The sequence below is a fragment of the Chryseobacterium sp. BGARF1 genome, assembly GCF_001677955.1.
Taxonomy (GTDB): domain Bacteria; phylum Bacteroidota; class Bacteroidia; order Flavobacteriales; family Weeksellaceae; genus Chryseobacterium.
In genome coordinates this window covers 1-8,025 of sequence record NZ_LELA01000096.1, presented here as the reverse complement: position 1 = coordinate 8,025, position 8,025 = coordinate 1, and the positions used below count along the sequence as shown (strand labels likewise).

8 protein-coding genes are annotated in these 8,025 nt (G+C 32.5%); all 8 read right to left on the bottom strand.

Features of this window, described 5'->3' with window-relative positions:
- On the bottom strand, positions 1-431 hold a 431-nt coding region (locus AB671_RS18155; protein ID WP_157444252.1), incomplete at its 3' end, for a hypothetical protein.
- A 17-nt stretch (positions 432-448) separates the two neighbouring features.
- Positions 449-1,210, bottom strand: coding sequence for a TatD family hydrolase (locus AB671_RS18150; protein WP_066680613.1), 762 nt, complete (start codon positions 1,208-1,210; stop codon positions 449-451).
- A gap of 4 nt (positions 1,211-1,214) precedes the next feature.
- On the bottom strand, positions 1,215-1,727 hold the full coding sequence (locus tag AB671_RS18145) for a DUF4269 domain-containing protein (protein ID WP_066764857.1): 513 nt from the start codon (positions 1,725-1,727) through the stop codon (positions 1,215-1,217).
- Positions 1,720-2,679, bottom strand: coding sequence for a GSCFA domain-containing protein (locus AB671_RS18140; RefSeq protein ID WP_066676578.1), 960 nt, complete (start codon positions 2,677-2,679; stop codon positions 1,720-1,722). Before AB671_RS18140 ends, AB671_RS18145 begins: the two co-directional genes overlap by 8 nt.
- 94 nt (positions 2,680-2,773) lie before the next feature.
- On the bottom strand, positions 2,774-3,745 hold the full coding sequence (locus AB671_RS18135) for a polyprenyl synthetase family protein (protein WP_066676580.1): 972 nt from the start codon (positions 3,743-3,745) through the stop codon (positions 2,774-2,776).
- Between the two features lie 288 nt (positions 3,746-4,033).
- Entirely contained in the window at positions 4,034-5,176 is a 1,143-nt protein-coding gene (locus AB671_RS18130) for an inorganic phosphate transporter (protein ID WP_066676582.1), read from the bottom strand.
- A 20-nt stretch (positions 5,177-5,196) separates the two neighbouring features.
- Positions 5,197-5,835 carry a DUF47 domain-containing protein gene (locus AB671_RS18125; RefSeq protein ID WP_066676585.1) on the bottom strand — a complete coding sequence of 213 codons (639 nt, stop codon included), beginning with the start codon at positions 5,833-5,835 and terminating at the stop codon, positions 5,197-5,199.
- Between the two features lie 231 nt (positions 5,836-6,066).
- Complete coding sequence (locus AB671_RS18120; RefSeq protein WP_066676587.1) at positions 6,067-7,806, bottom strand: DEAD/DEAH box helicase; 1,740 nt, start codon at positions 7,804-7,806, stop codon at positions 6,067-6,069.
- Positions 7,807-8,025: the final 219 nt, after the last annotated feature.

Below are 8,025 nucleotides of genomic sequence, written 5' to 3'. Positions count from 1 at the left end.
AAATAAAAACCTACCGCCGCAAGAAGCTGCCCCGGAAGATAAGACGGCATTTGGCCTATAAAATTAGGTTTATCATAAAAAAAATCTCCGTTGAGCCAATCTTTTAAACAATACTCTATGGTCTGCCAGCGGTCTATATTTACTTTATATGGGCTATCGATTAAATGACATAATAACACAAAAATCAAAACTACAGCACCTAAAAACAGATACAAAAATGTTTTTGTGATGTTGAATTTATTAATGAAAAATTGATTCGATTTATAAAGTAAAATATGAAACAATGCAAAAATACCGACTAAAACCGACACGTCAATTTTATCTTGTCTCACTCCATATTTTATAACAAATAACAAATTAACCGTAAAATAAATCAAGAACATCACAGGTTTCATGATATGATTATTCTTCATGTATTTTAGTTTATTCATTCTTTTAGTCAATCATTTTATTTAAACATTCTCCTTGCATTCTCAGTGGTAATCCTATCGATTTCTGCAAAATCTTTTTGGTAAATATCTACCAATTTTCCAGCAACCAGATCCAGATATGAGCTTTCATTTCTTTTACCTCTGAAAGGCACTGGCGCAAGATAAGGAGAATCTGTTTCTAAAACGATTTTATCTAAGGGGATTTCATCTAAAAACTGATCAATTTTACCGTTTTTAAAGGTAACTACTCCACCGATTCCTAAAATAAAGTTTAAATCTAAAGCATGTTTTGCCTGCTCAAGATTTCCAGAAAAACAATGAAAAATGCCTCTTAATTTCGGGTGTTTTTTTCTTTCTAGAACTTCAAAAGTTTCTTCAAAACTTTCTCTCGTATGAATCACGATTGGCAAATCTTTCTCAATTGCCCAATCTATCTGTTGCTCAAAAGCTTTTACTTGAATGTCTAAAGTCGTTTTATCCCAATACAAATCAATTCCGATTTCCCCGATGGCAGGAAAATGTCTTTGGTCAAGATAATTTTTTACGATTTCAAGTTCTTTTTCCCAAGATTCAGGTTTTACATAACAAGGATGTAAACCCATCATTGAAAAAACATGATTAGGATATTCGCTTTCTAGCTGAATCATTTTCTCGTGCGATTCGGAATCGATAGCCGGAAGATAAAACTCAGTAATCCCTTTATCTAAAGCTCTCTGAATGGCTTCTTTTCTATCTTCATCAAACTCTTCAGCATATAAATGCGTATGTGTATCTATCATTATTTTAAAATTTCAAAAGATCTTCGTAAGGATTTTCTAACCCTAAAAGCAATCCAAAAGCGGGTTCAGTTTTTATTCCTTTTTTCTTAAGATCGATTATTTTTTGTTTAAACTCTTCTCCTTTTTCCTGCAAAATTTTGTATTCTGCCATCATGTGGCAATAAGCATTTTGTTGTATGGTTGGTTTATTTTGTGCAAAAATTTCAATAAGAAATTCTTCTAATTTAAAATTACAAACTAAAAATTCCTCATTATTTATATTTGATTTCTTAATTTTTAAATCAAAATCTTTAAATTTTTCTATTAGAACTTTCTCAAACTCAATCTTATCCTCAACCTTGCAAATTATATCTAAGTCACTTCCTTCTACATCAATTTCTATAGGAATTGTTCCTGCCAAAATAGGTGAGTAATAATCTAAGATGGTGAATATTTTATATTTTGTAAGAACTTCATACGCTCTTTTTTGTCTTTCATTTCCTATTTTCAGATAATCAAGTTTTGTAAAATCAATCATTAGAAAATATTGTGTGTTTTACTTTTTGCTTCTGAATTTCAATTCTCTGATTCAGTTTTTCTTTAAAATCAATGAATTTTGGATTTTTTTCGTCATCCGTTCTGTGTTCTAAAGCTCTATTGATTTTAAAATTTTCTTTGATAAAATCTTTCGTTTCATTTGAAAAATAAGCATTCCCAAATTTGTCAAAAATATAATTAATGGCTTGCGAATTAGGGTGTATCAAATCATCTTTATAGAATCTATAATCGCGTAGATCATCCATTACTATTTCATAAATAGGCAAATAATGACAATTTTCGAACTGAGAGATTACCTCATGAATCGATGTGATCAATTTAGACTTACTCAATTGATTTTCAACCATTCCGTCCTTTGTGTGGCGCACAGGTGAAACAGTAAACAGGATTTGTACATTCTCCGGACAAATATCCTGAAGATTAATAATCGTATCATAAATAAAATCATTCAATTCCTGATTGGTTAAAAGTCTTTTTTCAAAGAATTTTTGTGGAATTTTATGGCAATTGGCAACCAGCTTTTTCTTAGGTTCAAATTCATAAATAAAGGAAGTTCCGTAAGTGATAATTACCCAATTGGATTCCTGTAAAAAGCGGTTTCCTTCTTCTATTTTTGAATTGATCTTATCTAAAGTCTGGTGAATGTATCGAGTATCAAAACTGGTGTGATGATCCAGAGAAATAAATTCGTCATCGTAAGCAATTAAGTCATCTTCAAGATAAAATTCTGAATCATGGAGTTTTCTAATTGAATTACTAATCGAAAACGGATTAAAAATCGTTCCAAAAGGATTGTTTACCGTCTGAAGCTGACCTTTATGAAGTAAATCTGACATCTCTGACGCAAAACAAGAGCCTATTGAAAATATTTTATCTTCAATTTCTATTTTTTGCTGCGATGGGTTGATGTTAACTTCAGTACGGAATTTCATTCATTTAATTTGAGAATTTGAAAATGTGCCAATTTGAAAATTTAAAAATTTTTGCTTATTCATTTTCAAATTTTCAAATTGACGAATTATCAAATTATGATTCTCTTCTCAACAAGTAATTTGCCAATTCTGTGAATGGTTTTTTCTTCTCTTCAGGAACATCTATTTTTGCCAAATAGCTTTGTCCTATTTCGTTATGTTTCTGGATTAAAAGTAATGCTTTCTCGTCAACTTTTGTTCTTCTGAAAATCTTTTCTACACCGTATACTTTATCAATATTATCAGTCTTTTTAGAGTACCAGTAATCTAATTCTTTACGCTCCTCTTCTGTTCCGTGTTCTCTTGCTAAAAGATAAAGTACTGTTTTTTTGTTTTCATAAATATCTCCGGCATGTTTTTTACCAAACTGAGCCTGATCTCCAAAAACATCCAAATAATCATCCATAATCTGGAAAGCGATACCGATGTGTTTTCCGAAATTGAAGATTGCTTTTGCATCTTTAAACTGCGCTTTAGCAATCATAGCACCAATCTCAAACGACGAAGCACTCAAAACTCCAGTTTTATATGTAATCATTCTGATATAATCCTCAAACGTTACATTTTCCTGAGTTTCAAAATTAATATCATATTGTTGACCTTCGCAAAGAAGCAAACCTGTATGCGTGAAAATTCTTACGCAAGCTTTAAAAATTTCCGGTTCCAAATCTTCAAAAAACTTATAGGCTTTAAGCATTAAACCGTCTCCTGAAAGAATCCCAGTATTTAGACCGTGAATGGTATGAATAGTCGGTTTATTTCTTCTTAGCGGAGCTTCATCCATAATATCATCATGGATTAAAGTAAAATTATGGAAAAACTCAATGGCCAAAGCAGGCTTTATTGCCTCTTTTTGGTCACCACCAAACAAATCACAAGCCATTAAAACCATAATCGGACGGAGACGCTTTCCACCGTGCGAGATGATATAATTCATCGGCTCATACAGTTCTGTAGGTTTGTCTTTAAACGTATATTTAGTAATAGCATCAGCAACAATCTGTTGGTAGGTGTCTAAGAATTCCATAAAATCTAATAGTTTGAACAAAAATACGATTTTCTGAGGGGTTTTAAACAAAAAAAACTCTGTGTATTTGGACAAAATTTCATTATCGCTGAGAAAGAAATTTTAACTAAAATAATCAGATTTTAAAAAGCTATAGAATATTTGTATAAGTCGTCGAGAGCTTTTACGATAATCCTCGAAAGTACTTTTTACAGACATTAAAACAATAATATGATTAACGAGAATATTTGTAACAAAAAAACTTTGCCCATTCGAGCAAAGTTTTTTATTTATTTTAAATTTTTCTATTTAAAAAAGAAATGTAACGATAAGGTAAGTAATCCCTGCAACAATTGCTGAAATTGGAATTGTTAATACCCAAGCCCAAAGAAGACTTACAGTGATTCCCCATCGTACGGCAGAGATTCTTTTCGTAAGACCAACCCCAATGATAGAACCAGTAATCGTGTGTGTTGTAGAAACAGGAATACCAAAATGGTCTGTAATAAATAATGTAATTGCTCCTGCAGTTTCTGCACTTACCCCTTCTAATGAAGTTACTTTTGTAATTTTAGTTCCCATTGTTTTGATGATTTTCCAACCACCACTCATGGTTCCCAATGCAATAGCAACGAAAGAAACCAAAGGAACCCAAATATAATGCTGTGCAAAATAATCGAAACGTCCAGCGGCAGGAATATTTAAATATACAGGATCTTTAAGCATTACAACGTGGTAATAAATTAAAGCCGCACCAATGATTCCCATTACTTTCTGTGCATCATTTAAACCATGTCCTAAACTAAATAAAGCCGATGAAGCTAACTGTAATCTTTTGAAAGACTTATCAGCCTTGTAAGGATTAGATTTTTTGTAAAGGTGAACGATGATTAAAGTAATAATAATCGAAATAATCATTCCAATAACCGGAGCCATAAAGATGAATAAGAAAATAGGAATTACTTTATCAAACTTCACAACACTCTGCTGAGTAAGCTGACTGACCGCTTCTTTAAAAGTTTCCCAAGTTCCTAAGTTTGGCTGAGCTGCAACAACATCATGATAATCCATCATAAAAGCGTGCATTAAAGCAGCCCCTATAAAACCTCCAATCAATGTGTGTGATGATGAAGAAGGAATACCAAACCACCACGTCAGCAAATTCCATAAAATTGCTGCAACAAGACCTGAAAATATGACTTCAAGTGTGATAAAGTTCTCGTTGACAGTTTTGGCAATCGTATTACCAATTTTAAACTCTCCAATAATGTAAGCCGCGATAAAGAACGCTGCAAAATTCCAAACTGCTGCCCAAAGTACAGCCTGGAAAGGAGTTAAAACTTTTGTAGAAACTATAGTTGCAATAGAGTTTGCCGCATCATGAAAACCATTAATGTAATCAAAGATTAAAGCTAAGGCAATAATAACTATAAGTAAAATCGGAAATTCCATTTGTTAATTATAATTATTAATTAAGCGTATTTGATCATGATGTTTTCAATTGTATTGGCAACATCTTCTGCTTTATCGGTTACTACTTCAAGGTAGTTTAATACTGATGAAATTTTAATAATATTAATTGCATCATTGGTTTCAAACAATTCTACCATAGAGTTTGAAAGAAGATCATCTGCAATATTCTCTATAGAGTTTACTTTAATACAAGCTTCTTTTACCTGCTCCATATTTTTGAAACCTTTAAGATTTTTCATTGCATTCTGAATCTCAAGACAAGCTTTGTAGATTAATAATGAAAAATCTGCATAAGCCTTCATCAAAGGAGATTTGTAAAGGAAAATATACTTTGCCGAAGCATAGATATAATCTGCGATATCATCTAGACCAGTCGCCAATGTGTGAATATCTTCACGATCGAAAGGTGTAATGAAGTTTTTCCCCAATTCAACGAAGATCTCGTGAGTAAGCTCATCATTTTTATGCTCGTAGTCGCTCATTAATTTAAGCATAGAATCATCATTAAGATCAAAATCTTTGATTCCGTGATTAAAATCGTTAGACATAGCAACCAAGTTATCTGTAACTTTTTCGAAAAGCACAAAAAAGATTTTATCTTTCGGTTGAAAAGCGTGGAAAATATTACCAATGCCCATTTTATAGTGTTTATAAATTCGTGTGCAAATTTCTTAAAAAACCATCTTACCAAAAAGCATCCAGCGTTAATTTTTGTTCACATTGAATTAATATTTTTTCATATAAAACTCTACAACAATCAGCATCTCTGTATAAGCTTTGGAATCAACATTTTAAACAATTGTTTAAATAAAATTCAAATAAAAAAAGCCGGCAAAAATGCCGGCTTAATTTGTATGCTTAGAATAAGATTAGTTAGCTTCTTCAGCTCTCATATCTTTTCCTTTGAATTTCATTGATTGAATGTTCCCTAAAAGCTCATTCTTAAATCCTTTTTCAATTTCAAAGAAAGAGAATTTTTCAAGGATCTCGATATTACCGATCTCCGCTCTCTTGTTACCTTTGCTTGAAGTTGCTTTGTTGATGATTTCCAAAACATCTAGTTTTTTCAATTGATCTTTTTTACCAAGATTGAAGAAAAATCTAGTCATATTTTCGTCTCTTTGTCTTGGTTTTCCACCACGATCACCTCTTCTTTCTCCTCTGTCGCTTCTTCCGTCACGATCTCCTCTAGGGCCTCTATCTCTGTCGCGGTCTCTTCCTCTGTCACGATCTCTGTCTCTTCCTCTATCACGATCTCTTCCACCTCTATCATCATCTCTGCTGCTCAATTTCTGATCAGTCAAATCATGTCTGTCTTTGTAATACAAAGCAAGATCTTTTAATTGGAACTGAAGTAATTTGTGCACCAACTCTTCTTTTGTGAAAGCTGATAGATCTGGAATTAAAGCATCATTAAAATCAAAGAAATCTTCGTGTACTTCAAGTAAGTTTTCAAAAACACCAGCAACCTGAGCTTTAATTACATCTTCACCACTAGGAATTTTAGCTTCAGTAATGTCAATTTTTGTAACCGACTTGATTTGCTTCAATTTTCTACTTTCTTCAGGCTTAATTAAAGAAATCGAAATACCGTCTTTACCTGCTCTACCCGTTCTACCACTTCTGTGAACGAATACTTCAGGATCATCTGGTAAAGAGAAATGCACAACGTGAGTTAATGAATCAACATCCAAACCTCTTGCAGCAACGTCTGTTGCTACCAAAATATCGATATTTTTCAATCTGAATTTCTTCATTACTGTATCTCTCTGCGCTTGAGAAAGATCACCATGAAGAGCATCTGCTGCATAACCATTCTGCATCAAGAAATCAGCAACTTCCTGAGTTTCCATTCTTGTTCTACAGAAGATAATTGAGTATTGATTAGGGTTTGAATCGATTAATCTCTTCAAAGCCTCTTTCTTATGACGATAACCAGCTACATAATAGAAATGCTTGATGTTCTTCTTAACTTCGTTAATAGAACCCACAGAAATACGGTGAGGGTTTGTCAAATAATTTTTAGAAATACGCTCCACTTCTTTACTCATCGTTGCCGAGAACAAGAAAGTTTGTTTTGTTTCAGGAGTTTCTTTCATAATGGTTTCCAAATCGTCTTTGAAACCCATTGAAAGCATTTCATCTGCTTCGTCTAAAACCAACCAGTGAATTGCAGAAAAGTCTAATGCCTTTCTGTTAATCAAATCGATTACCCTTCCTGGAGTTCCCACAATAATCTGTGGCTTGTCCTTTAAAGAACGAATTTGATCCATAATACTGCTTCCACCATAAACTGCTGTAGTTTTGATGTTCTGCATGTACTTTGAATAATTTTTGATGTCTTTTGTAATTTGAAGACATAATTCTCGTGTCGGACAAAGCACCAAAAATTGGATTTTGCGACTCGTATCGTCAATCATATCCAAAATCGGAAGCGAAAACGCTGCTGTTTTGCCTGTCCCTGTCTGCGCAAGTGCGATTAGATCGCGAATATCTGAAAGAATGAAAGGGATAGTCTGTTTTTGGATTTCTGTCGGGCTTTCGTAACCCAGTTCGCCAATGGCCTTAAGGATATCAGGACTTAAATTGGTCTCCGTAAATAAATTCATTAAATATTATAAAATTTCTGCAAAGATACAGTTTTTATTTGAATATTGAATTATATAATATTAACGAATTGATAATTTTATTTTAGAAAAACACAATCATTTTTATATTTAGACAAAAAAACTACATCTTTTTTATTTTTAATTTAAAAATTTTTCAACTATAGCCACAATTAACAGATAATACGTTTTATAGATTAATAATTATGAAATAATGAAAAC

What these genes read in the sequence shown, in the direction of transcription:
- AB671_RS18140 (WP_066676578.1), bottom strand. Translation starts at nt 2,679, where the DNA reads ATGAAATTCCGTACTGAAGTTAACATCAACCCATCGCAGCAAAAAATA.
- AB671_RS18120 (WP_066676587.1), bottom strand. Translation starts at nt 7,806, where the DNA reads ATGAATTTATTTACGGAGACCAATTTAAGTCCTGATATCCTTAAGGCC.
- AB671_RS18150 (WP_066680613.1), bottom strand. Translation starts at nt 1,210, where the DNA reads ATGATAGATACACATACGCATTTATATGCTGAAGAGTTTGATGAAGAT.
- AB671_RS18135 (WP_066676580.1), bottom strand. Translation starts at nt 3,745, where the DNA reads ATGGAATTCTTAGACACCTACCAACAGATTGTTGCTGATGCTATTACT.
- AB671_RS18130 (WP_066676582.1), bottom strand. Translation starts at nt 5,176, where the DNA reads ATGGAATTTCCGATTTTACTTATAGTTATTATTGCCTTAGCTTTAATC.
- AB671_RS18145 (WP_066764857.1), bottom strand. Translation starts at nt 1,727, where the DNA reads ATGATTGATTTTACAAAACTTGATTATCTGAAAATAGGAAATGAAAGA.
- AB671_RS18125 (WP_066676585.1), bottom strand. Translation starts at nt 5,835, where the DNA reads ATGGGCATTGGTAATATTTTCCACGCTTTTCAACCGAAAGATAAAATC.